This window comes from Pseudomonas cichorii (assembly GCF_003700275.1).
Classification (GTDB): Bacteria; Pseudomonadota; Gammaproteobacteria; order Pseudomonadales; family Pseudomonadaceae; genus Aquipseudomonas; species Aquipseudomonas cichorii_B.
In genome coordinates this window covers 55,555-77,682 of the sequence record NZ_RBRE01000041.1, presented here as the reverse complement: position 1 = coordinate 77,682, position 22,128 = coordinate 55,555, and the positions used below count along the sequence as shown (strand labels likewise).

At 59.4% G+C, this 22,128-nt stretch carries 16 protein-coding genes; 7 read left to right on the top strand and 9 right to left on the bottom strand.

Annotated elements, in window-relative coordinates:
- Positions 1–117: 117 nt before the first annotated feature.
- Together ALQ04_RS11245 and ALQ04_RS11240 are read left to right on the top strand one after the other, a co-directional pair.
- Positions 118–585, top strand: coding sequence for a helix-turn-helix domain-containing protein (locus ALQ04_RS11245; RefSeq protein WP_122315838.1), 468 nt, complete (start codon positions 118–120; stop codon positions 583–585).
- A complete protein-coding gene (locus ALQ04_RS11240) occupies positions 582–1,157 on the top strand; it encodes a PIN domain-containing protein (protein WP_122315837.1) in 576 nt (191 codons plus the stop codon). Before ALQ04_RS11245 ends, ALQ04_RS11240 begins: the two co-directional genes overlap by 4 nt.
- A 177-nt stretch (positions 1,158–1,334) precedes the next feature.
- Here ALQ04_RS11240 and putA read toward each other — a convergent pair whose 3' ends face one another.
- Positions 1,335–5,288, bottom strand: coding sequence for a trifunctional transcriptional regulator/proline dehydrogenase/L-glutamate gamma-semialdehyde dehydrogenase (gene putA / locus ALQ04_RS11235; protein ID WP_122315836.1), 3,954 nt, complete (start codon positions 5,286–5,288; stop codon positions 1,335–1,337).
- Positions 5,289–5,739: 451 nt separating this feature from the next.
- Between putA and putP the strand changes: the two genes are divergently transcribed.
- Complete coding sequence (gene putP, locus ALQ04_RS11230; RefSeq protein WP_122315835.1) at positions 5,740–7,227, top strand: sodium/proline symporter PutP; 1,488 nt, start codon at positions 5,740–5,742, stop codon at positions 7,225–7,227.
- A gap of 76 nt (positions 7,228–7,303) precedes the next feature.
- Here putP and ALQ04_RS11225 read toward each other — a convergent pair whose 3' ends face one another.
- Positions 7,304–7,975 (bottom strand): polysaccharide lyase family 7 protein, encoded by a 672-nt coding sequence (locus tag ALQ04_RS11225; RefSeq protein ID WP_122315834.1) that lies wholly within the window; start codon positions 7,973–7,975, stop codon positions 7,304–7,306.
- Positions 7,976–8,288: 313 nt separating this feature from the next.
- Here ALQ04_RS11225 and ALQ04_RS11220 point away from each other — a divergent pair, with 313 nt between their 5' ends.
- From ALQ04_RS11220 to ALQ04_RS11210, 3 genes are read left to right on the top strand one after another with little or no spacing between them, the layout of a single operon-like run.
- The gene (locus tag ALQ04_RS11220) at positions 8,289–10,415 is read left to right on the top strand and encodes a bifunctional diguanylate cyclase/phosphodiesterase (protein ID WP_122315833.1); all 2,127 of its coding nucleotides are present in this window, start codon (positions 8,289–8,291) and stop codon (positions 10,413–10,415) included.
- Positions 10,416–10,456: 41 nt separating this feature from the next.
- Positions 10,457–10,984: a YgjP-like metallopeptidase domain-containing protein gene (locus ALQ04_RS11215; protein WP_122315832.1), complete on the top strand. Its 528-nt coding sequence runs from the start codon at positions 10,457–10,459 to the stop codon at positions 10,982–10,984.
- A gap of 25 nt (positions 10,985–11,009) precedes the next feature.
- Positions 11,010–11,306, top strand: coding sequence for a helix-turn-helix domain-containing protein (locus tag ALQ04_RS11210; protein WP_122315831.1), 297 nt, complete (start codon positions 11,010–11,012; stop codon positions 11,304–11,306).
- 12 nt (positions 11,307–11,318) lie between these two features.
- Here the strand turns inward: ALQ04_RS11210 and ALQ04_RS11205 are convergent, their stop codons facing one another.
- On the bottom strand, positions 11,319–11,777 hold the full coding sequence (locus ALQ04_RS11205; protein WP_122315830.1) for a GNAT family N-acetyltransferase: 459 nt from the start codon (positions 11,775–11,777) through the stop codon (positions 11,319–11,321).
- Positions 11,778–12,032: 255 nt separating this feature from the next.
- On the opposite strand from ALQ04_RS11205, the gene ALQ04_RS11200 reads away from it, so the two are divergent.
- The gene (locus ALQ04_RS11200; RefSeq protein WP_122315829.1) at positions 12,033–12,788 is read left to right on the top strand and encodes an ABC transporter substrate-binding protein; all 756 of its coding nucleotides are present in this window, start codon (positions 12,033–12,035) and stop codon (positions 12,786–12,788) included.
- Here the strand turns inward: ALQ04_RS11200 and yccS are convergent.
- The 6 genes from yccS to ALQ04_RS11170 all read right to left on the bottom strand — a co-directional run bounded on the left by yccS (position 12,751) and on the right by ALQ04_RS11170 (position 22,049).
- Positions 12,751–14,949, bottom strand: a complete 2,199-nt coding sequence (gene yccS / locus ALQ04_RS11195; RefSeq protein WP_122315828.1) for a YccS family putative transporter — start codon at positions 14,947–14,949, stop codon at positions 12,751–12,753. The two genes, ALQ04_RS11200 and yccS, sit on opposite strands and share 38 nt — an antisense overlap.
- A gap of 134 nt (positions 14,950–15,083) precedes the next feature.
- Entirely contained in the window at positions 15,084–16,262 is a 1,179-nt protein-coding gene (locus ALQ04_RS11190) for an NAD(P)/FAD-dependent oxidoreductase (RefSeq protein WP_122315827.1), read from the bottom strand.
- Between the two features lie 64 nt (positions 16,263–16,326).
- Entirely contained in the window at positions 16,327–17,706 is a 1,380-nt protein-coding gene (gene dbpA, locus ALQ04_RS11185; RefSeq protein WP_122315826.1) for an ATP-dependent RNA helicase DbpA, read from the bottom strand.
- Between the two features lie 102 nt (positions 17,707–17,808).
- Positions 17,809–19,212, bottom strand: coding sequence for a multidrug transporter subunit MdtD (gene mdtD / locus ALQ04_RS11180; protein WP_122315825.1), 1,404 nt, complete (start codon positions 19,210–19,212; stop codon positions 17,809–17,811).
- A 69-nt stretch (positions 19,213–19,281) separates the two neighbouring features.
- Positions 19,282–20,607, bottom strand: a complete 1,326-nt coding sequence (locus tag ALQ04_RS11175) for a TldD/PmbA family protein (protein ID WP_122315824.1) — start codon at positions 20,605–20,607, stop codon at positions 19,282–19,284.
- Positions 20,607–22,049, bottom strand: a complete 1,443-nt coding sequence (locus ALQ04_RS11170) for a TldD/PmbA family protein (protein WP_122315823.1) — start codon at positions 22,047–22,049, stop codon at positions 20,607–20,609. Before ALQ04_RS11170 ends, ALQ04_RS11175 begins: the two co-directional genes overlap by 1 nt.
- Positions 22,050–22,128 lie beyond the last annotated feature (79 nt).

Here is a 22,128-nt window from a genome sequence, read left to right as displayed (position 1 = left end):
CCTTCAAGGCTTTTCGTTTGTTTCGTTTATTGCGATTTTCGTTTATTTCGAATATAAATCGGGATTGCTGACCTGCGAAGCCGGTTACAGCTGAATACATAGCCTCTGGAGATCATCATGGCCACCGTCGACCTCTCTCGCACCATTCTTCCCGATGAGAAAGAAATTGCTGCGGCTGTAGAGTCCAGCCGCCAGCTCGCTGCATTCCTTTCGACCAGATTCGAGACCCGGCGCATTGAGCTGGTTGACGAAAAACAGCAACGCGAAGTCGTCGAGCTGCCTACCTTCGCCTTGCGTCTGCTCGGTGAAATCCTTAGCGAGCTTGCGCTGGGTAATGCGGTCAAGGTCGTGCCCATCCACGCCGAGCTGACCACTCAGGAGGGCGCGGATATGCTTAACGTTTCGCGGCCCCATTTGGTGAAGCTTTTGGATGAAGGCGCGTTGCCACACACCAAAACAGGCCGTCATCGCAGAATCAAGTTTGCTGACCTGATGGCTTATAAGGAACAGCGTGACCAAGCGAGCCGTGCAGCCATGGATGATTTGGCGGCACAAGCCCAGGAGTTGGGGATGGGGTACGAATGAGGCATTCCCCATTCACTGCTTTTTATGATGCGAATGTTCTTTATCCAGCACCGCTACGTGACTTTTTGATGCACCTGGCCCTGACAGGCGTCTACCGTGCACGCTGGTCAGCCCGGGTTCACGACGAGTGGAAGCGCAATCTCCTGATCAATCGTCCGGAGCTTACGCTTGAGCAGTTGGATCGTACGTCCTCTTTAATGGATAAAGCTGTGCCTGACGGTCTGGTGACTGACTACGATCCACTTATTGATGGGCTTGGATTACCAGATGCAGATGATCGCCATGTGCTTGCTGCTGCGATCAAATGTAATGCCTCGGTTATTGTGACGTTTAATCTCAAGGATTTCCCGAGGGGGACTCTCGAGCCGTTTGATATTGAACCCTTACACCCTGATGACTTCATTTCTGATCTTTGGGATCTTGATCAGGCTGCTGTCCTTGAAGCTGCACGGCGGCAGCGAGCATCGCTGAAAAAACCACCGCACTGCGCACGGGAATACCTCGAAAAGCTGCTTCAGCAAAGACTTCCTGAAACCGTAAAACTGCTCTCTGGATTCGAGTTTCTGATTTGATGGCGCTGGGTTATTGCGCGTCGATAATCAGGAAGAATCATCGAAAACCGGTACGACTCAATATGTCCCTCATGTAGAGAACCGGATGTGTCAGTGACACCGCTTTCGCGGATGAATTCGCTCCTACACGGTTCAATACCCGGTAGGAGCCAATTCATTCGCGAGGCGGGCAAGCCATCAACCGATGGTCATCAGGCTCGCATTGCCACCAGCCGCAGCGGTGTTCACGCTCAAGGCGCGTTCGATCACCAGGCGTTCCAGCGCAACGTTGGTTTCGCCATGAGACAGGCCGTTGACGCCGATGATGGCACCGGAGCGCTGGGCTACCTGTTCGCAGACTGCACGTAGCTGGTCCGAATCACCATGGTGCAGAACGGCGTCGATCAGCACTTCGTCCTTGCTCCAGTCCGCAACCAGCTTGATGCGGGCCTGCACCTCTTTTGGCAGGCGAGTGCGCAGCGGTTTGCTGATTGCGGTTTCCGGCCAGATGGCCGAGCTGCCGACGGCCAGCACGGCAGCCAGTTGTGTCAGCAGGTCGGCTTCGTCATCGGCCAGGCACAAGACGTGCTCGCGGGGCAGGATGCTGTAGCTGTTGCGTTCGCCGGTCGGGCCGGTCAGCAGGCGGGTGATGCCGCTTTGCGATTGTGCCGCAAACTGAGTGCACAGCTCTTCCAGCGCAGTTTGCTGATTGCTCGCCGCCCAGGTTTTCAAGGCTTGCAGCGGTTTGCCCAGCGCTTCCTGCATGCGGGTGTCGGGTGCGATCAGCTTGTCGCCACGGCCAAAGGATTGTTCGATGGCTTGCTGTGGACGAGTCGACAGCAGGCGATACAGATACAGCGGTCCGCCCGCCTTGGGTCCGGTGCCGGACAGGCCTTCGCCGCCGAACGGCTGCACGCCGACCACCGCGCCGACAATGTTGCGGTTGACGTAGACGTTACCGGCATTGACGTTGTCGATGACCTTGGCAATCGTTTCATCGATGCGGGTATGCACGCCCAGCGTCAGGCCGTAACCCGAGGCATTGATCTGGCCGATGAGCTGATCCAGTTCCTTGCGCTTGTAGCGAACCACGTGCAGCACCGGGCCGAAGATTTCCCGTTGCAGTTCATCGAAGCTTTCCAGCTCGATCAGGGTTGGCATCACGTAGGTACCGCGCTTGAGTTCTGCGCTGTCGGCAATGGCTACCTGATAAACCATGCGGCCTTTGTCGCGCATGCCCTGGATGTGTTTCTCGATGCCAGCCTTGGCTTCGGCGTCGATCACCGGCCCGATGTCCACGGACAGGCGCTCCGGGTTGCCCAGGCGGTTTTCGGCCATGGCGCCCTTGAGCATTTCGATCACGCGGTCGGCCGAGTCTTCCTGCAGGCACAGCACGCGCAGAGCCGAGCAGCGTTGACCGGCGCTGTCGAAGGCCGAGGACAGCACGTCGATCACCACTTGTTCGGTCAGTGCCGAAGAGTCGACGATCATGGCGTTCTGGCCGCCGGTTTCGGCGATCAGCGGGATCGGTCGGCCCTGGGCGTCGAGGCGCCCGGCGATGTTGCGTTGCAGCAGGCGTGCAACTTCAGTGGAACCGGTGAACATCACGCCTTTGACGCGCTCGTCGCCTACCAGCCGGGCACCGACGGTTTCACCACGACCTGGCAGCAATTGCAGCACGCCTTCCGGGATGCCGGCTTCCAGCAGCAGGCGCACGGCCTGGGCGGCGATCAGCGGCGTCTGTTCGGCAGGCTTGGCCAGTACCGGGTTGCCGGCAGCCAGTGCGGCGGCAACCTGGCCGCTGAAAATCGCCAGCGGGAAGTTCCACGGGCTGATGCAGACCACCGGGCCCAGCGGGCGGTGCGTATCGTTACTGAAATCGTTACGTGCCTGGACGGCGTAGTAGCGCAGGAAATCCACCGCTTCGCGGACTTCGGCAATGGCGTTGGCGAAAGTCTTGCCAGCTTCGCGGACCAGCAGGCCCATCAACGGCTGGATTTCGTTCTCCATCAGATCGGCGGCGCGCTCCAGAATGGTGGCACGTTCGGCGGGCGGCGTGGCCTGCCAGATCGGGCCGGCAATCAGGGCGCTCTGCAGCGCGTTATCGACGTCCTGCAGACTGGCTTCCTGCACATGGCCGACCACGTCGCGCTGGTCGGACGGATTCAGGGTCGCAACGGCAGTGCCTTCGCTGGCCGGGCAGCCGAGCAGCGGCGCTGCTTTCCAGTCGTTGTGCGCGGTAGCCAGCAAGGCCGACGACAGCGAAGCCAGTCGGTGTTCGTTGGCCATGTCGATGCCGCTGGAGTTGGCGCGTTCCTGGCCATACAAGTCACGAGGCAGGGGAATGCGAGGATGCGGCAAGCCGAAGCTGCCTTCCTGGGTGGCCATGCGCTCGATGCTGCTGACCGGATCGGCTACCAGTTCCTGGATCGAGATCGACTGATCGGCGATACGGTTGACGAACGAGGTGTTGGCGCCGTTTTCCAGCAAGCGGCGAACCAGATAGGCCAGCAGCGTTTCATGGGTGCCCACCGGTGCATAGACCCGGCACGGACGGTTCAGCTTGCCATCGGCAACCTTGCCGACTACTTGTTCGTAAAGCGGCTCGCCCATGCCGTGCAGGCACTGGAATTCGTACTGACCGGGGTAATAATTCTGGCCGGCAATGTGATAAATGGCCGACAACGTATGGGCGTTGTGGGTGGCGAACTGTGGATAGATGACTTCCGGTGCCGCCAGCAGTTTGCGGGCGCAGGCGATATAGGAAACGTCGGTGTACACCTTGCGGGTATACACCGGATAGCCTTCCAGGCCCTCGACCTGGGCGCGTTTGATTTCGCTGTCCCAGTACGCGCCTTTTACCAGGCGGATCATCAAGCGATGACGGCTGCGGCGGGCCAGATCGATTACATAGTCAATCACATACGGGCAGCGCTTCTGGTAGGCCTGAATGACGAAACCGATACCGTTCCAGCCGGTCAGTTGTGGCTCGAAGCACAGACGTTCGAGCAGATCCAGCGACAGCTCCAGGCGGTCGGCTTCTTCGGCGTCGATATTCAGGCCGATGTCGTATTGCTTGGCCAGCAGGGTCAGCGACAGCAGGCGCGGATACAGCTCTTCCATCACCCGCTCATACTGGGCGCGGCTGTAGCGTGGGTGCAGCGCCGAAAGCTTGATGGAAATGCCCGGGCCTTCATAAATGCCGCGACCGTGGGAGGCCTTGCCAATCGAGTGGATGGCCTGCTCGTAGGACGCCAGATACTTCTGCGCGTCGTGCTCGGTCAGCGCCGCTTCGCCCAGCATGTCGTAGGAGTAGCGGAAGCCCTTGGCTTCAAAGCGGCTGGCGTTGGCCAGGGCTTCACCGATGGTTTCGCCGGTCACGAACTGCTCGCCCATCAGGCGCATGGCCATGTCCACGCCCTTGCGGATCATCGGCTCGCCGCTCTTGCCGATGATGCGGCTCAGGGAAGAACTCAGGCCTGCTTCATTATGGGTGGCGACCAGCTTGCCGGTCAGCAGCAGGCCCCAGGTGGCGGCGTTGACGAACAGCGACGGGCTGTTGCCCAGGTGCGGCTGCCAGTTGCCGTTGCTGATCTTGTCGCGGATCAATGCATCGCGAGTGCCCTTGTCCGGGATGCGCAGCAGCGCTTCGGCCAGGCACATCAGCGCCACGCCCTCCTGGGACGACAGAGAGAACTCTTGCAGCAAGCCCTGAACGATCCCGGCACGTCCGCCTGCGCTCTTCTGGTTGCGCAGTTTGTCGGCAATGCTGGCAGCCAGCTTGTGGGTGGCTTCGGCCATCGGCGCGCTCAGGCGTGCCTGCTCCAGCAGCATGGGAACCACTTCCGGCTCGGGACGGCGGTAGGCGGCGGTGATGGCGGCGCGCAGGACCGATTGCGGCAGGATGCTTTCGGCGAACTCCAGGAAACTCTGATAGCCGGTATCGCCCGGTACTTCGCCCTGATCGTCATTGTCCTTGTTGCCCGAGCCGTTCAGCTCAAGCAGGGTTGCACCACTCTCCAGTTTTTCCAGGTAATTGAAAATCGCCTGCTTGATCAACCAGTGCGGCGTACGGTCGATGGACTGTGCGGCTGCTTTCAATCGCTCGCGGGTCGGGTCGTCAAGTTTGACGCCCAGAGTGGTGGTGGCCATATCTTGTCCTCATTGTTGCCACTGTGGGTGTGGCATCGGCTTTGACGCAGATTAGCTTTGCGCCGGAAAAGGTGCAACCGGGTGCAACCTGTTTTTTCCGGCTGCTTCGGCTGCAATCAGCAAGAAGGTTGACTGTTTAGAGGGTGTGCGTGCTTTTGGTGCGTTTTATTTTGCGAAAAGCTCGGATATCGCCTCAAAATGGGGCGAAAATGACCGCTTAGTGATCTTTTTGTGATGGGTGCAACTGCCTGGATAAAATTGGTTGCACCTTATTCGGAATGTTTAATAGGATTCACAACCACGGTGCAACCGTTAGTGAATCGTTCAGTGGCTGCTTCCTTGCGGAAACTTCAGTCAGCGCGGCATCGGATACCCAGGCACGATGGCTGGTTTCAGCAGTCGGCCTTGCTGACATCCGACGCTTTATAAAAACAATGCCAAGGCAGAACTCATGAGCTTCAATAACCCAACCCTGATCACTTTCGTGATCTATATCGCAGCTATGGTGCTGATCGGCCTGATGGCCTATCGCTCAACCAATAACCTTTCGGACTACATTCTCGGCGGACGCAGCCTCGGCAGTGTGGTGACCGCACTTTCGGCGGGCGCTTCGGACATGAGCGGCTGGTTGCTGATGGGCCTGCCGGGCGCCATCTATATGTCGGGTCTGTCGGAAGGCTGGATCGCCATCGGCCTGATCATCGGCGCTTACCTGAACTGGCTGTTCGTGGCCGGACGTCTGCGTGTGCAGACCGAGCACAACGGCGATGCGCTGACCCTTCCGGATTACTTCAGCAGCCGTTTTGAAGACAACAGCGGCCTGCTGCGGATCATTTCGGCCATCGTGATCCTGGTGTTCTTCACCATCTATTGCGCTTCGGGGATCGTGGCTGGTGCGCGTCTGTTTGAAAGCACCTTTGCCATGCCCTATGAAACGGCGCTGTGGGCCGGTGCTGCGGCCACCATCATCTATACCTTTGTAGGTGGTTTCCTGGCGGTGAGCTGGACCGATACGGTGCAGGCCACGCTGATGATCTTCGCGCTGATCCTGACGCCGATCATCGTTCTGCTGGCGACCGGTGGCGTCGACACCACGTTCCTGGCCATCGAAGCCAAGGACCCGACCAGCTTCGACATGTTCAAGAACACCACTTTCATCGGCATCATTTCCCTGCTGGCCTGGGGCCTTGGCTATTTCGGCCAGCCGCACATCCTGGCGCGCTTCATGGCGGCGGATTCGGTCAAGTCGATTGCCAGCGCCCGTCGTATCTCCATGACCTGGATGATCCTGTGTCTGGGCGGCACGGTCGCGGTTGGTTTCTTCGGTATTGCCTACTTCTCGGCCAACCCCGACGTAGCCGGTCCGGTCAACGAGAACCCGGAGCGAGTGTTCATCGAACTGGCCAAGCTGCTGTTCAACCCGTGGGTCGCCGGTGTACTGCTGTCTGCGATTCTCGCTGCTGTAATGAGCACCCTGAGTTGCCAGTTGCTGGTGTGCTCCAGTGCCCTGACCGAAGACTTCTACAAGGCTTATCTGCGCAAGGGGGCTTCGCAGCGTGAGCTGGTCTGGGTCGGTCGCGCGATGGTGCTGCTGGTTGCCCTGGTCTCGATTCTGCTGGCCGCCAACCCTGAAAACCGCGTGTTGGGCCTGGTGAGCTACGCCTGGGCCGGTTTTGGCGCAGCGTTCGGGCCGGTGGTGCTGATTTCGGTATTGTGGAAAGGCATGACGCGCAATGGCGCTCTGGCTGGTGTAGTCGTCGGCGCAGTGACCGTCGTGCTCTGGAAGCAGTTCAGCACCATGGGGCTGTACGAAATCATTCCAGGCTTTATCTTGGGCAGCATTGCGATCGTGGTTTTCAGCCTGATTGGCAAAGGCCCGTCGACTGCCATGCAGGAGCGCTTCATCGCCGCCGAGAAGGAATTCAAGGCCGCTCGTTGATCCGCAGACCCTGAAATGAGAAAGGCCCGCATTTTCAATTCGGGCCTTTTTTTATTTTTGTGTAGCTGTAACGTAATCAGATCTTGTTGTGATCGATGTCCAGATTATAGAACGTGGCTTTCCCGCCTTCGTTGCTGTAGCCGGAGTTGTCCTGGGTATATACACCAGCCTTGAAGTACAGCGGTTTGGTTCTCCAGGAAGAACTGATGGATGTGCTCCAGTTCACATCTCTGGCACTGACGCTCAGTTCACCGCCGGGGCTGAGGTGAATGATGTATTTGAATTTCTCGTTGAGTGGCACGCCTTCGGCAATTTTAATGACCTTGCTTTTGTCATCATCGAAACGCTTGCGCACTTTCACCACGATATTGCCGGTCTGAGTCTCCTCCTTGTATTGATACTCGACCTTGAGCATCGGCTCTGTGCTTTCGTAGGCGTGTATCTGGCCAATGACGATCTTGCCGGACGACGGCACTTGATTGACCTCCAGTGTTGCATTCAGGAAGTTGTCCGCTTCGGGGTACAGCCAGTTGTGCAGCGTGCCGTCAGCCCACGTCTCGCGCAGCTCGCTGCGTGGGTACTTGGCGTTTTCGGTGCGTGAGCCGGTTACCGGCGACCAGAAGAAGATGTACCCGGAATGCGACTCGAAATACTTGCCGTCATAGCCTTGACGTAACTGTGAGGTTTCAATTGTCTTGGGCGGAGACCCTACCGGGATGCTTAAGTTCCATGAATCTAGATCTATCATTCTATTTTTCCAAAAAATATTCGGTCGACTGTCGGAAAGTCTCTTCTCAGAGCGTTCGAGCAGTTCTTATACGGTTTGAAAGCGCATTTGTTAATGCTCGAAAAGCGAACTAATGACGTCAAAGTGCTGTCACTTTTCTTGTAGGACAGAATTTATATGGCCTGCAGGAATATACCGTTAGTCGGGTAGGCTGAACTTTTGTGGTGGCAATACGCTGCCTTGCCTCTGAAATTCTCAGGAGCGACTAAAGTTGATACAGATTCGATGAGGGTTTTCTTGTAGTAGACGCCTCCCACACAATTAGAGAAGCAGCATGGAATGCGCGCAATCCAAGCCCAATGATGGCTCTTCGGTTCTTCTGGTAGTCGATGATTACCCTGAAAATCTGGTGACGATGTGCGCAGTCCTGCAGCGCACCGACTGGCGTATCGTGACGGCCAGTTCAGGGGTCGAGGCATTGACTGTGCTTCTGGAGCAGGAAGTGGATCTGGTCCTGCTCGATGTGCAGATGCCCGACATGGACGGGTTTGAAGTCGCACGCCTGATGCGCGGCAGTCAGAGAACACGCCTGACGCCGATCATCTTTCTCACTGCCAACGAGCAGAGCCCGGCTTCTGTCCACAAGGGCTATGCAAGCGGGGCGGTGGATTACCTGTTCAAACCTTTCGACCCGAACGTGCTCAAACCCAAGGTTCAGGCCTTGCTGGAGCAGCAGCGCAACCGGCGCGCCCTGCAAAAACTCACCCTGGAACTGGAGAGCGCCAGAGCTTTCAATGCCTCGGTACTGGCCAATGTGGCCGAGGGCATTATGGTGGTCGACGAGTCCGGTATCATCAGTTTCGCCAACCCGGCGATCTGCCGTTTGCTGAATGCATCTGTCGAGCAGTTGTGCGGTACCAGCGTGCTGGATTATGTGCAGGAACCACAGGTCGGCAACTGGCTGGAGTCCGGCTTCTACGAGCACTACCGCAAGGCAGAAACCTATCGCGTGCATGATGCTGTCCTGCGCACGGTCGAGGGCGGCCAGTTGCCGGTGGCCTTGTCCTGCGCGCCATTGCCGTGCGAGCAGAGGGCGATGGTGCTGACCATTCTCGACATGTCGGTTGTGCGCGATCTGTATCAGCAGCTTGAGCAACAGGCGGTCACCGATGCCCTGACCGGGCTGCTCAATCGCCGCGGCTTCTATCAGGCCGTCGAAGGCATGCTGCTGCGCAACGAGCATGCGGACAAGTATCTGGTGGTGCTGTATCTGGATCTGGACGGCTTCAAGCAGATCAATGACACGCTCGGTCATGATGCTGGCGATCAGGTGCTGCTGTGGGTGGCCGGCCAGCTCAAGGACTGCTTGCGCCCCTATGATGTGCTGGCGCGGATGGGCGGCGACGAATTTACCGTGGTGATCGACGGTTTCGACTATCCCGAGCAGGCGGCCAAGGTTGCGGAAAAACTCATCGAGCGCGTTTCTGCCAAGCGTCAGGTGGACGGCGGGGATATTGCCCTGGGCGTCAGTATCGGCATTGCGACCTATCCGGAATGCGGCTCCAACCTCGATGGCTTGCTGCGTGCTGCCGATATCGCCATGTATGAAGCCAAGCGGGCAGGGCGTCAGCAGTATCGTTTCTACGATCAGAACATGAACGGACGGGCGCGCTCGCGCCTGATGCTGGAAGACAGCGTCCGTAATGCCATTGATGGCAAGAACTTCTCGGTTGTGTATCAGCCGCAGGTGTATGTAGCCGATGGCCGTCTGCGCGGCTTTGAAGGGCTGTTGCGCTGGCAGCACGCCAGTGTCGGAGAAGTACCGCCAGCCCTGTTCATTCCGCTGCTCGAGGAAACCCGGCTCATCAACCGGTTGGGCAGCTGGATCTTCGATCAGGGCGCGGAGCAGCGTCAGGCCTGGAGTCGGGTCTACACCTCCGACCTGGTGCTGAGTATCGGCATCAGCCCTACGCAGTTCTGCATGCCCAATCTGGCAGCGGAACTGCGGCGGGCAATCGAGCGTTTCGGTCTGCAGCCCGGTCAACTGGAAGTCGAGATCACCGAAGCGTCACTGGTCAACAACCTGGCCCATAGCCACAAGCAATTGCAGCAACTGCGCGATATCGGTGTGCGGGTGGCGCTGGATGATTTTGGCGTTGGCGAGTGCTCGCTGTCGCATCTGAGAAACCTGCAACTGGACACCCTGAAGCTGGATCGACACTTCATCGCCGGCCTGCTCGATTCGCCGCGCGATGCGGTGCTGGCGCGTAGCATCATCGACCTGTGCCGCAACCTGGATATTCTGGTCATCGCCGAAGGTGTCGAGACGTTCCAGCAATATGAGTGGCTGGCCAACAATGGTTGCCAAATCATTCAGGGGTTTCTGGTGTCCTACCCGCTGGATGCTGCGGACGCCATGTCTTTTCCCCAGCGTTTCGACTGGTCGAGGCTGCAGGGCTGATTGCGGTAGACTGGCGCCTTTGAATCATCTGTCACGGCCTCATGACTGCTCCAGCCCATGCTCCGCTCAAATATCTGCAAGCCTATCCGGCCTCCCTTCAGGATCAGGTGCGGCAACTGATCGCGCAGGACAAACTGGGCGATTATCTGCAGCAGCGTTATTCCGAACGTCATCAGATCCAGAGTGACAAGGCGCTGTATGCCTACGCCCTGGCCTTGAAGCAGGAACACCTGCGCAATGCGCCGAACATCGACAAGGTGCTGTTCGATAACCGTCTCGACCTGACGCATCGGGCGCTGGGGTTGCACACCACGGTATCGCGGGTGCAGGGTGGCAAACTCAAGGCCAAGAAGGAAATCCGGGTTGCGGCGCTGTTCAAGGAAGCGGCACCGCAGTTCCTGAAAATGATCGTGGTGCATGAACTGGCCCACTTCAAGGAGTCCGATCACAACAAGGCGTTCTACCAGTTGTGTGAGCACATGCAGCCTGGCTATCACCAACTGGAGTTCGACTTGCGGATCTACCTGACGTATCGCGATCTGCAGGCTGCGGCCCGGTCGACTACCTGAAAGCGTTTGAACAAAGGATTTGAAGATGGATGTCAGCAAGACCAAAAGCAGCTTTTATCGCCGTCTGTACGTGGCTTACCTGATCGACTGTCAGCTCGCCAGCAGCGTGCCCGAACTGGTGGAAATCACCGGCATGCCACGGCGCACCGCCCAGGACACCATCGCCGCGCTGGCCGACCTGGATATCGAGTGCGAATTCGAGCAACTGGAAGGTGCCCGCAACCATGCTGGTCACTACCGGATTCGTGACTGGGGGGCCATCGACAAAGAGTGGATCGCCCGCAACCTGATCAGCATCAAGGCCGTGCTGGGTTATCCCTGAATACGTTGTGTCTTACTCAAGGTCGCGGCGCATGCCGATGTGCGGGATATCGTCTTCCAGATACACCTCGCCCACCGCATTGAAGCCGTAGCGGCTGTAGTAGCCCTGCAGATGAGCCTGCGCCGACAGATAAATAGGCTGGTCTGGCCATTTTCTTTCGGCATGTTCCAGCGCCTGCACCATCAGTTCATGGCCCATGCCCTTGCTGCGAATCGACGGAGCGGTTACCACCCGGCCAATGGTCACATCGCCACCTTGCTGGATCGGGTCCAGCAGCCGCAGGTAAGCCACCAGTTCGTCGTTCTGCCAGGCCATCAAATGGCAGGTATCGCCGCTCAGGTCCAGCCCGTCCACATCCTGATACACGCACTGTTGTTCGACCACGAACACCTCGGAGCGCAGTTTCAGAACGGCATAAAGCTGTTTGATGTTCAGCTCGGTGTGGTGTTTGCAGATCCATTTGATAGGCATGTCTTTGACTCGCAGATAAACCAGAAGGGAATTCTAAACGCATCCAGCCGCATTCCCAATAAAACCCGGTGATGTCTGTCGCTGGCGTTGGCGAATGCCGGGCAAATATTTTTGCGTTAATCGTACAAATGCCACATGAGTGTGGGTTGTTTAGTGACGGGATTGGGTCTTCAATACAACTCAGGATTCAAGTGACGGTGTTGCTCAACGGCTATCAGTCTGGATCGGGCATGCTGCCCACCTGGGGAATCAAGCATGTCGCGATTGCTGCAAACCATGGGGTTGCTGGGACTACTTCTGATTGCCCCTGCCGGTGCAAGCGAGACGTTGCGTCTGGTCGCCGACCCATGGCCACCCTTTACCGATAGCACCCTGATCAACGGCGGTCTGGCCACCGATCTGGTCAGAACCGCCTTGGGCCGTGCCGGGTATCAGACCCTCTATGAGCAAGTACCCTGGGCGCGGGCGATGTATGGCATCGCCGAAGGGCGCAACGATGTACTGATCAATGCCTGGTTCAATGAGGAACGCACCAGGGTTGGTCAGTTTTCGGCCGAGTATCTGGTCAACCGGGTGCGTTTTCTCAAGCGCAAGGATGCGGTTATCGATACCTCGAACCCGGCTCAACTGCACCGGTACATCATTGCCGTCGTGCGCGGTTATGCCTACTACCCGGCGTTCGACAATGATCCGGCGCTGAAGAAAGTCCCGGTCCACAGCTTTTCCATGGCAGCCAACATGCTGGCTGCCGGACGTGTCGACCTGGCTCTGGAAGATGAATACGTGGCCCGCTACAACCTGGCAAACGAGCCCGATGAAGTTCGTGATCGCGTCGAGTTCCTGCCGGACTCACTCAACGAAAACAGCCTGCACATCCTGGTCAGCCTGAAAAACCCCAGGCACGCGCAGATCGTTGCCGACTTCGACCGTGAAATCGCGGCGATGAAAGCCGATGGCACTTACAGCGAACTGTTCAGATTGCACGGTCTGCTGTCGTCTCCGGCCCCTTGATCAAATGCGCCGCCAGGGTGCGCAGCGGTGCCAGTTGACGATAGATCAAGGCCAGTTGCGTCTGTACCAGACGCTGGCTTTCGTCCAGATCATCGGGCATCTGTTCGAGCTGGGTAGCCAGTTCTTCTTCTGCATCGTTCTGTACGGCAACCGGTTGCTTGTCTGCCAGGCTCCGGGCGATTTCATCAATGCTGGCCGCCAGTGCCGCGCCTGCGCCATCGATAAGCTGCTCATGGACGTCGCCGGGCAGTTGGGTATCGCGGTGTGCGCCGAGCCCCGACAGGTAGCTCAACAGCGTGTGTGACAACACCAGGAAGCGGAAACCGACATCGGCTTCCTTGCGGAAATGGCCCGGCTCCATGAGCATGTTGGCCAGGGTCGTGGACAGCGCCGCGTCGGCATTGTGCGCATTGCGCCGGGCCAGCCGGTAAGCCAGGTCGTCGCTCTTGCCCTTGGCATATTGCTGCATGATCTGGCGCAGGTAGATGCTGTTGCAGCTCAGGGTATTGGCCAGCACCTTGTTCAGCTTGCGCCCTTGCCAGTCAGGCAGGAACAGGAACACCGCGAGCCCGGCAATCAGGCTGCCCAGCAGGGTATCGAACAGGCGAGGCAGGAATAATCCGTAGCCATCGCCCACCTGATTGAAGCAGAACAGCACCATGATGGTGATCGCCGCAGTCGACAGGGTGTAGCGCGTGGTGCGGTTGACGAAGAACACCACGCCGGCCAGTACCGCGCACATCGATTGCAGGATGGGGCTGGTGACCAGCTCGAACAGTGCCCAGCCCGCCGTCAGCCCCAATGCCGTGCCAATGATCCTCTGCACCAGTTTGCGCCGGGTCGCGCCGTAGCTTGGCTGGCAGACGAAAACGGTGGTCAGGATGATCCAGTAGCCTTGCGACGGATGAATCAGATGCACCATGGCGTAACCGATGGTCAGGGCCAGCGGCAGGCGCAAGGCATGGCGAAACAGCAGCGAGGTCGGCGTCATCTGCTGGCGCAGGCGCTTCCAGACGTCCTTGAGGTTGCGCGGCGAGCGGTCCAGCAGGCTGCTGTCGGTCGCATCGGCGACCGCGTCCGGGTTACTGGCATCGCTGATCAGTCGGTCCAGGGTTTCCAGATTGGCGGTCAGCGCCCGCAGGGAGCGCAACAGGCTGCGCCATGCCGGATTGCTCTGGATGCGCAGATGCTCAAGGGAGGCGCGCAGGTCTTCCATGGCCTCGGCAAAGCTTGGGTCATAGACAAACGGCTGGCGTAACTGGATGGACTCCGACAACGCCTGACAGGCGACGCCTTGCTGACGCAGCAGGCGCTGGCAGCGAAACAGCACGTCGCTGTGGAAGAACGCCTCGGCCAGCGAGTTGTAGGGGTAATGCGATGAACTGGCGCGCTCATGAATGTCCTGAGCGATGAAATACAGCTTCAGGTAGCGGCTGACTTTCGAGCCGGGCCGGCCACTGCCGACCCGATGCAGGATGATTTCCTTGGTTGCGTTCAGCGCTGCAACCACCTGACCGTTCTGCTTGGCCAGTTCCAGGCGCCGGGCCTCGACGTCGAGGGTACGAATCGGCTCGAACAGGGTCGACTTGAGCTTGAGGTACAGCCCCAGCTCGCGGAACAGCCGCGCCAGGGCCTGCTGCACCGGCTGGTTGGAAAACAGCATCTGCCACAGCACCGACAACAGGCCGTACCAGGCTGCACCGGCCACCAGCAGCATCGGTTCGTGCCAGAAATCGAGCACTTCGCCGCCGCGCTGATCCACGCCAATCATGGTGTAGACCGAAAGAATCAGGGTTCCGTAGGCAATCGCGCCATAGCGCTCGCCCAGCGCACCGAGCATGGTCAGGCAGAAACTCGCCAGTGCCAATGAGCAGACGAACAGCCAGGGATAGGGAAACAGCAGTTCAACGGCCAGTGCGGCAATGCTGAAACAGACCAGGGTCACGGCCAGCGCATTGAGGCGGCCTTGCCAGCTGTCATCGGTTTCGGCCAGGGCGCAGGCGATAATCCCCAGGAACAGCGGGATCAACAAGCCCATTTCATTCTGATACCAGCATAGCGCCATGCTGCCGGTCAGCGCGATAAAGACCCGAACGCTATAGCTGAACTTGTCCAGTGCCCATAACCGGCGAAACGAATGACTCAATGATTTTGATGCCATGAATGAGATGACGGCCTTGTTCGCAATTGATCGGTCTTGCAGAAGGATATGTACAGGCCTGAAGCAGGCCTGTACATCCGCCTGGGAAAAAAATTATCGTCCCGAGCGTGCCGCTTTTCTGCTGCGCCGCTCTATTACACGTATTGCGCGGCCGCGTAGGCCGACGCCCAGGCCCACTGGAAATTGAAACCGCCCAGGTGGCCGCTCACATCCAGCACTTCGCCGACGAAATACAGCCCCGGCGATTTCAGCGATTCCATGGTCTTGGAAGACACTTCCCGGGTGTCGATTCCGCCCAGTGTCACTTCGGCAGTGCGATAGCCTTCGGTGCCCGCTGGCACCACCCTCCAGCTCGCCAGTGCGTCGGCAATCCCGGCCAGCTCTGCGTGGGTGTACTGCTTCATCGGTTTGGAGACGAACCAGTGTTCGGCAATCAGGTTGGCCATCTTCTTGGTGAAGATTTCCCCCAGCAGAGTCTTCAGCTCGCTGTTCGGACGTTCGGCCTGCTGCTGGGCCAGCCAGCTTGCGGCGTCGTGATCGGGCAGCAGGTTGATTTCCACGCAGTCGCCGGGCTGCCAGAACGAGGAGATCTGCAGGATCGCCGGGCCACTGAGGCCGCGGTGGGTAAACAGGATGTTTTCGCGGAAGCTCGTGTCATTGCAACTGACCAGACAATCCACCGAGGTTCCGGACAACTCGCTGCACAACTCCTTGAGCTGGTCAGTGATGGTGAACGGCACCAGCCCGGCGCGAGTCGGCAGTAGCGTATGGCCGAATTGCCTGGCGACCTGATAGCCGAAGCCGGTAGCCCCCAGTGTCGGGATCGACAGGCCACCGGTGGCGATCACCAGCGATTCGCAGTTCAGCGTGCCCAGTGTGGTTTCCAGGCTGTAGCCGGTGGCGGTCTTTTCGATGCTCTGCACGGAAGTGTCCATGTGCAGGCTGGCACCGGCCTGTCGGCATTCTTCCAGAAGCATTTCCAGGATGTCGCTGGACTTGTTATCGCAGAACAGCTGGCCGAGTTTCTTCTCGTGATAAGGCACGCCATGTTTGGCGACCATTTCAATGAAGTCCCACTGGGTATAGCGGGCCAGGGCCGATTTGCAGAAGTGCGGGTTCTGCGACAGGAAATTGGCCGGCTCGGTGTACATGTTCGTGAAGTTGCAGCGCCCGCCGCCGGACATGAGAATCTTCTTGCCCGGCTTGTTGGCGTGATCGATCAACATCACCTTGCGCCCGCGCCCGGCAGCAGTCAGCGCGCACATCAAACCTGCGGCGCCAGCGCCAATGATTACAACGTCAGTAACGGGCACAGCATGGTCCTCTCGTTACAGCCTGTAGGAGCGAATTTATTCGCGAAGCTTTTGGTCTGGTGGCTTAAAGAATGCGAACCCGCAGCGATTTGCCCTTGATCTTGCCGTTGTTCAAACGCTCCAGCGCCTGCTTGGCGATGCTGCGCTCGACGGCAACATAGGCCTGGAAGTCGAAGATGGCGATCTTGCCGACCTGCGCACCGGGAATGCCGGCTTCGCCTGTCAGGGCGCCGAGAATGTCGCCTGGACGCAGCTTGTCCTTGCGGCCCGAACCGATGCACAGCGTCGTCATGGCCGGCAGCAGCTTGCCGCCTTCCTTGATGCTCAGGGCGTCGTATTGCTGCCAGTTCAGCGGAGCTTTCTGCAATTCCTCGATGGCGCGGGCGCGCTGGCTTTCCGACGGGGCCACCAGGCTGACGGCAATACCTGTTTCACCGGCACGACCGGTACGACCGACGCGGTGAATATGGATTTCCGAGTCACGGGCCAGTTCGACGTTGATGACCATGTCCAGCGCATCGATATCCAGACCGCGCGCGGCGACGTCGGTAGCAACCAGCACCGAAGTACTGCGGTTGGCGAACATCGCCAGTACCTGATCGCGATCACGCTGTTCCAGGTCACCATGCAGGCCCACGGCGGACATGCCTTTGGCGGTCAGGTGATCGACCACTTCCTGGACCTGCTGCTTGGTGAAGCAGAATGCGACGCAGGAGGTCGGGCGGAAATGGCCCAGTACCTTGACCACGGCTTCCAGGCGTTGCTCCGGAGAGATTTCGTAGAAGATCTGTTCGATCTGGCTGTCGGCATGCAGTGCTTCGACCTTGACGGTCTGCGGGTCGCGCATGAACTTGGAAGCCAGTTGCTTGATGCCGACCGGGTAAGTGGCCGAGAACAGCAGGGTCTGCCGACGTTGCGGGGTCTGCTCGATGATATCGGCGATGGCGTCGTAGAAGCCCATGTCCAGCATGCGGTCGGCTTCATCGAGGATCAGCGTGTTCAGGCCGTCCAGTACCAGCGAGCCTTTACGCAAGTGCTGCTGGATGCGGCCTGGCGTACCGACGATGATGTGCGCGCCGTGCTCCAGCGAACCGATCTGCGGCCCGAAAGATACGCCGCCACACAGGGTCAGCACCTTGATGTTGTCTTCGGCACGGGCCAGACGGCGAATTTCCTTGGCCACCTGATCGGCCAGTTCGCGAGTCGGGCACATCACCAGCGCCTGGCAGCCGAAAAAGCGCGGGTTGATCGGGTTCAGCAGCCCGATACCAAAGGCGGCGGTCTTGCCGCTGCCGGTCTTGGCCTGGGCGATCAGGTCCATGCCCTTGAGAATCACCGGCAGGCTTTGTGCCTGAATCGGCGTCATTTCGGCATAACCAAGCGACTCCAGGTTAGCCAGCATGGCAGCGGACAGGGGCAAAGTGTTGAAAGCGGTGTTAGTCACGACGGTGGACCTGCAAAACAAAAATGTCGCGCAGTGTATCAGGTCGCGAGGGCGGCATTGATGCCTTCGCGAATGAATTAGCGCCTGCACGGTGGTGTGAATTCATTCGCGAACAGCCGTCTTCTTGCCCTCCTGCGCCGGCAATTGCAGAAATATCCCCGCCGCAAACATCGCCAGCACGCCAACACTGAGGAACGTCAGCTGGAAGGCGCCCAGTACGCTGCTGACTTCTCCGGTCGCCACATCGTCGGTAAATCCGCCGAGCAGTGCCGCGGCGCTGGCCACGCCAAGGCTCAATGACAATTGCGCCACCACCGACAGCAGGCTGTTGCCGCTGGCGGCGCTGGCATCGTCCAGGTCGATCAGGGTCACGGTGTTCATGGCGGTGAACTGCAGGGAGTTCACCGCGCCCAGCAAGGCCAGATGCACCAGCAGCACCCAGTACGGAGTCTGCGCATCGACCAGCGCCAGAGTCGCCAGCAGAATCCCCAGCAGTAGCGTGTTACCGGTCAGGATGGTGCGATAGCCCAGATGCTCGATCAGCCAGCGCGCCACGGTCTTGGCGAACATCCCCGCAGCCGCCAGAGGCAGCATGCTCATTCCGGCCTGGGACGGCGAATAACCCAGGGCGACTTGCAGCAGCAACGGCACCAGAAACGGCAGCGCGCCACTGCCCAGACGGGCAAACAGGTTGCCGAGAATGCCTACCGCGAAGGTCCGGGTGCGGAACAGCGACGGCGCGAAGAGCGGAAACTCCACATGTCCGGCGCGCAGCCAGTAGATCGCCAGACAGCCCATGCCGGCAAACAGCAGCAGGACCACGCGCATGTGTGGCAGATGCAGTTCGCCCAGGCCTTCCAGAGCAATGGTGATCAGCACCATCGCCGCGCCGAACAGGATGAAGCCTGGACCGTCGAAACGTGTGCGCCCGCCACCGGGGATATCCGGGATGAAGTGCTTGACCGCATAGCAGCCGAGCAAGCCCACCGGAATATTGATCAGAAAGATCCAGTGCCAACTGAAATACTCGACCATCCAGCCGCCCATGGTCGGCCCCAATAATGGCCCCAGCAGGCCGGGCACGGTGATGAAACCCATGATCCGCACCAGCTCCGAGCGCGGATAGGCGCGCAACACGATCAGCCGCCCGATTGGCAGCATCAACGCCCCTCCGAACCCCTGAATCACCCGTGCCGCCACCAGCATGTTCAGCGAATTGGACAGTGCGCAGAGCAACGAGCCAAAGCTGAACAGCAGGATGGCGCTGAAAAAGATGCGCTTGATGCCAAAGCGGTCGGCAATCCAGCCCGAGGCCGGAATCAGCAGGGCGATGGTCAACATGTAGGCAATCACTACCGACTGCATGCGCAGCGGGTCTTCTTCCAGCGAACGGGCCATGGACGGCAGCGCCGTATTGAGGATCGTACCGTCCAGGCTTTGCATGAAGAAGGCGATGGCGATGACCCAGGGCATCCAGCGCAGGGTTTTTTCGTCCAGAGGTGGCATGTGAACTTCCTGTTGAAAATTCGCGAATGAATACAGCACCGTGGAGCGAATTCATTCGCGAAAATGTGCTTACAACGTCAGGGTCAGTTTGCTTATCAACGCGCCCGGCAACTGGATGGATGCTGTCTGACGCTGGCTATAAGTGCTGGCCGACAGAATCAGCTCCCGCTCGCGGGTCAGGTTTTCCAGGGCGCTGCCCAGCAGACTATAGGCGCTGTCATCGAAACGCATGGTACTGACTGGCGCCACGATCTTGCCGTCCTCGACCCAGAAGGTCGCAAAACGAGTCATGCCGGTCAGGCGCGCAGCCGACTGGTCGGAGAAGTTCAGGTACCAGAGGTTGCTGATGTACAGCCCGGTGCCGAGCTGTTGCAGGATCTGCTCCTGTTCCAGCGTACCGCCTGCGATGTTCAAGGCGTTCGGCCATTCGCCGTTGTCCGCGCCATTGGCTTGCAGGCCGTATTCGGCGGCGCTGCTGGAGTCGACCAGTTGCTCGCGGGCTTCACCGGCGGCGATCAACGACAAGTCCTTGCGCGGGTAGCCTTCGCTGGAGAAGGCAGGCGACAGCGAGCCACTGACCTGTTCGTCGAGACTGAACAACGGGTTGAATCGGGCATCGCCGCTGTACAGCCGCTGCAACGGGCTATGTTTGCTGGCCAGCGCCTGCGCGGAAAATCCGCCCCAGCACAGCATGCCGATGATCTCGTCGAGTGCTGCCGGTGCCAGATAGGCGCGGTATTGCCCAGGCTCCAGGGCGCGCAGCGGTCGACCGAGAAACTGCAACTGCTCGCGGGTCTGCGCGAAGCGTCGGGCAAAAGCCTCGCTGTTCCAGTCATGCCCGGCATAGCCGGCTTTCACGGCCTGGCCGTTCTCGTGGAACAGGCTCCAGTCGAAATTGAAACTATTGGCCTGATGCCAGCCCTGCGCGCCCCAGGAGCTGGCGAAACCGCGGTAGATCGGGCCGGCAGCATAGAAACCCACCAGATCCAGACCCTCAGACAGCTGGCTGATCTGTTCCACGATACGCCCGCTGTCCGGCAGCGGCGAATCCTGCAGGTTGTGGCTGTTCCAGGCATCGGTATTGGGCAGCAGATACGGATCCCGGGCGAGCAGACCCACGGTTTCCCGCAACTGCAGCAAGGCTTGAGTCAGGCGCTGGGCATCGTCTTGCGCATCGCCCGAAAGGGTCAGCTCCAGATCGGCATGCCGCCCGTCATCGATCAGCTTGAAGGTTACGCTGGCCTGCTGCACATGCCCGGCCTGACGCACCTGGCCATGGTTGAAACGAATGAAGTCCGAGGCTTCGGCGTTATAGGTCAGGGTGAAGTGTTCGTTCGGTTCGATCCGGCTCTTGAGGACGCTGACCAATGCCTCGAATTGCTGTTGATGAGACATCAGGCATCACCTCCAAAGACATCGACATTGGCGAAAACACAGGCAGGCGAGGCGTGACCGACACGCACCACCTGGTTGGGCTCGCCTTTGCCGCAATTGGGTGTACCCAGCACTTTGAAGGTACTGGCATCGCCCACCGCGCTGAGATTGCGCCAGAACTGCGCGGAAATCGCCCGGTAGTTGGGGTTCTTGACCACGCCTTTCAGTTCTCCGTTTTCGATCAACTGGCCCCACTCGCAGCCGAACTGGAATTTGTTGCGCGCATCATCGATGGACCACGAACGGTTGGTCGACATCAGAACTCCGTGCTCGATACCGCCAATCAGTTGCTCCAGCGACTGGTCGCCCGGCTCGATATTCAGGTTGGCCATGCGGTCGATCGGCGGGCGGTTCCAGTTGCAGGCGCGGCTGTTGGCGACGCCTGGCAAGCCAGAGCGATATTGCGACAGGGCTCCGCCCAGGGGCCGCTGCAACAGGCCGTCGCGAATCAGGAACTGCTTGCTCGCCGGGGTGCCATCGTCGTCATGAGCGTAGCTGGCCAGTTGCTCGGGAATCTCGGGATCGAAAGTCACGTTCAGCAGGCTGGAGCCGTATTGCAGCGTGCCGAAATCCGAGGCCTTGACGAAGCTGGTCCCCGCGTAATTACGCTCGTCACCCAGAATCCGGTCCAGTTCCAGCGGGTGGCCGATGGATTCGTGGATCTGCAGGATCATCTGGTCCGGCATCAGCAGCAGGTCACGCGGACCGCTCGGCGTATTGGGCGCGAGGATCAATTGCAGTGCCTGATCGGCCACCTGTGCGGCAGCGCCGATCAGTCCGCAATTACTGATGATTTCTGCGCCACCTTGCTGGCCGAAGTTGTCCCGGCCCAGGCTGCGGGTCTGGCTGTCATGCCCGTCGTAGGCGGTTACCGTCATGCCCGGAAAGACGAAGCGTTGTGCCTGACGAATTTCTGCGCCCGCACTGTTGAGATAGATCTGCTCGACGTTCTCCAGCCCCAGGCCAGCTTGCCAGTTCACCAGCCGCTCGTCCCTGGGCACCGCGTTCGATTCGGCCATCAGCAGGTCGATGCAATCGCTCAGGCCTGGAAAGGCACTGTTGAGGTTGGGCGACAGGTAATCGGCGCGAGCGGTGGAAACCGCGTGCCCGGTCAGGTCCAGCAGCGTGTGCGGCGCCAGACGGCGGGCCAGTTCTTCGGCCTGATGCAGCGCGGCCTGCAGGCCACGTTGGGAAATATCGTTGGTGGCGGCGTAGGTTTCGACGCCGTTGAGGCGCACCGTCAGCATGGCTCCTTCATCGCTGCCCAGCGATGGCGGCTCGGCCACGTTCTTGCGCACGCTCAGGTGCTGGCTGGTCCGGCGTACGTAACGCACGGCAAAGAATTGCGCATCGCTCTGCAATGCGGCGAACCGCTGCTTGAGCCGAGCGGAGAAATCGAACATGCAGAGGGGCTCCTTCTGGTGCGGGTTTCGCGAATGAATTCGCTTCCACACAGACTGGGCGGGAGCGAACTCATTCGCG

Bases quoted from the DNA above. Each gene is read 5' to 3' on its own strand.
- ALQ04_RS11245 (WP_122315838.1), top strand. From the start codon at position 118: ATGGCCACCGTCGACCTCTCTCGCACCATTCTTCCCGATGAGAAAGAA.
- putA (WP_122315836.1), bottom strand. From the start codon at position 5,288: ATGGCCACCACCACTCTGGGCGTCAAACTTGACGACCCGACCCGCGAG.
- ALQ04_RS11170 (WP_122315823.1), bottom strand. From the start codon at position 22,049: ATGTTCGATTTCTCCGCTCGGCTCAAGCAGCGGTTCGCCGCATTGCAG.
- ALQ04_RS11175 (WP_122315824.1), bottom strand. From the start codon at position 20,607: ATGTCTCATCAACAGCAATTCGAGGCATTGGTCAGCGTCCTCAAGAGC.
- ALQ04_RS11215 (WP_122315832.1), top strand. From the start codon at position 10,457: ATGACTGCTCCAGCCCATGCTCCGCTCAAATATCTGCAAGCCTATCCG.
- ALQ04_RS11210 (WP_122315831.1), top strand. From the start codon at position 11,010: ATGGATGTCAGCAAGACCAAAAGCAGCTTTTATCGCCGTCTGTACGTG.
- ALQ04_RS11240 (WP_122315837.1), top strand. From the start codon at position 582: ATGAGGCATTCCCCATTCACTGCTTTTTATGATGCGAATGTTCTTTAT.
- ALQ04_RS11220 (WP_122315833.1), top strand. From the start codon at position 8,289: ATGGAATGCGCGCAATCCAAGCCCAATGATGGCTCTTCGGTTCTTCTG.
- ALQ04_RS11205 (WP_122315830.1), bottom strand. From the start codon at position 11,777: ATGCCTATCAAATGGATCTGCAAACACCACACCGAGCTGAACATCAAA.
- ALQ04_RS11225 (WP_122315834.1), bottom strand. From the start codon at position 7,975: ATGATAGATCTAGATTCATGGAACTTAAGCATCCCGGTAGGGTCTCCG.
- putP (WP_122315835.1), top strand. From the start codon at position 5,740: ATGAGCTTCAATAACCCAACCCTGATCACTTTCGTGATCTATATCGCA.
- mdtD (WP_122315825.1), bottom strand. From the start codon at position 19,212: ATGCCACCTCTGGACGAAAAAACCCTGCGCTGGATGCCCTGGGTCATC.
- yccS (WP_122315828.1), bottom strand. From the start codon at position 14,949: ATGGCATCAAAATCATTGAGTCATTCGTTTCGCCGGTTATGGGCACTG.
- ALQ04_RS11200 (WP_122315829.1), top strand. From the start codon at position 12,033: ATGTCGCGATTGCTGCAAACCATGGGGTTGCTGGGACTACTTCTGATT.